This is a genomic window from Streptomyces caeruleatus, assembly GCF_001514235.1.
In the GTDB taxonomy this organism is placed as follows: domain Bacteria; phylum Actinomycetota; class Actinomycetes; order Streptomycetales; family Streptomycetaceae; genus Streptomyces; species Streptomyces caeruleatus.
In genome coordinates this window covers 1-1,242 of record NZ_KQ948967.1, presented here as the reverse complement: position 1 = coordinate 1,242, position 1,242 = coordinate 1, and the positions used below count along the sequence as shown (strand labels likewise).

At 57.7% G+C, this 1,242-nt stretch carries 1 rRNA gene (only partly in view); it reads right to left on the bottom strand.

Annotated elements, in window-relative coordinates:
* A 23S ribosomal RNA gene (locus AQJ67_RS44235) occupies positions 1–1,242 on the bottom strand (its annotated part extends 1,946 nt beyond the left edge of the window); the annotation flags it as partial.

Below are 1,242 nucleotides of genomic sequence, written 5' to 3'. Positions count from 1 at the left end.
CCTACACCCTTACCCCGGGACAACCACCGCCCGGGATGGACTACCTTCCTGCGTCACCCCATCACTCACCTACTGCAAGTCTGGTTCAGCGGCTCCACCACTCCCCTTTGCCCGAAGGCTCCGGGGCGGCTTCACGGCCTTAGCATCGCCTGGTTCGATGTTTGACGCTTCACAGCGGGTACCGGAATATCAACCGGTTATCCATCGACTACGCCTGTCGGCCTCGCCTTAGGTCCCGACTTACCCTGGGCAGATCAGCTTGACCCAGGAACCCTTAGTCAATCGGCGCACACGTTTCTCACGTGTGAATCGCTACTCATGCCTGCATTCTCACTCGTGAACCGTCCACCACTGCCTTCCGGCGCGGCTTCACCCGGCACACGACGCTCCCCTACCCATCACAGCAGGCGTTGGCCCTTATGCTGCAATGACACGACTTCGGCGGTACGCTTGAGCCCCGCTACATTGTCGGCGCGGAATCACTAGACCAGTGAGCTATTACGCACTCTTTCAAGGGTGGCTGCTTCTAAGCCAACCTCCTGGTTGTCTCTGCGACTCCACATCCTTTCCCACTTAGCGTACGCTTAGGGGCCTTAGTCGATGCTCTGGGCTGTTTCCCTCTCGACCATGGAGCTTATCCCCCACAGTCTCACTGCCGCGCTCTCACTTACCGGCATTCGGAGTTTGGCTAAGGTCAGTAACCCGGTAGGGCCCATCGCCTATCCAGTGCTCTACCTCCGGCAAGAAACACACGACGCTGCACCTAAATGCATTTCGGGGAGAACCAGCTATCACGGAGTTTGATTGGCCTTTCACCCCTAACCACAGGTCATCCCCCAGGTTTTCAACCCTGGTGGGTTCGGTCCTCCACGAAGTCTTACCTCCGCTTCAACCTGCCCATGGCTAGATCACTCCGCTTCGGGTCTTGAGCGCGCTACTAAACCGCCCTATTCGGACTCGCTTTCGCTACGGCTTCCCCACACGGGTTAACCTCGCAACACACCGCAAACTCGCAGGCTCATTCTTCAAAAGGCACGCAGTCACGAGATGAAAGCAAGCTTCCATCCGACGCTCCCACGGCTTGTAGGCACACGGTTTCAGGTACTATTTCACTCCCCTCCCGGGGTACTTTTCACCATTCCCTCACGGTACTATCCGCTATCGGTCACCAGGGAATATTTAGGCTTAGCGGGTGGTCCCGCCAGATTCACACGGGATTTCTCGGGCCCCGTGCTACTTGGG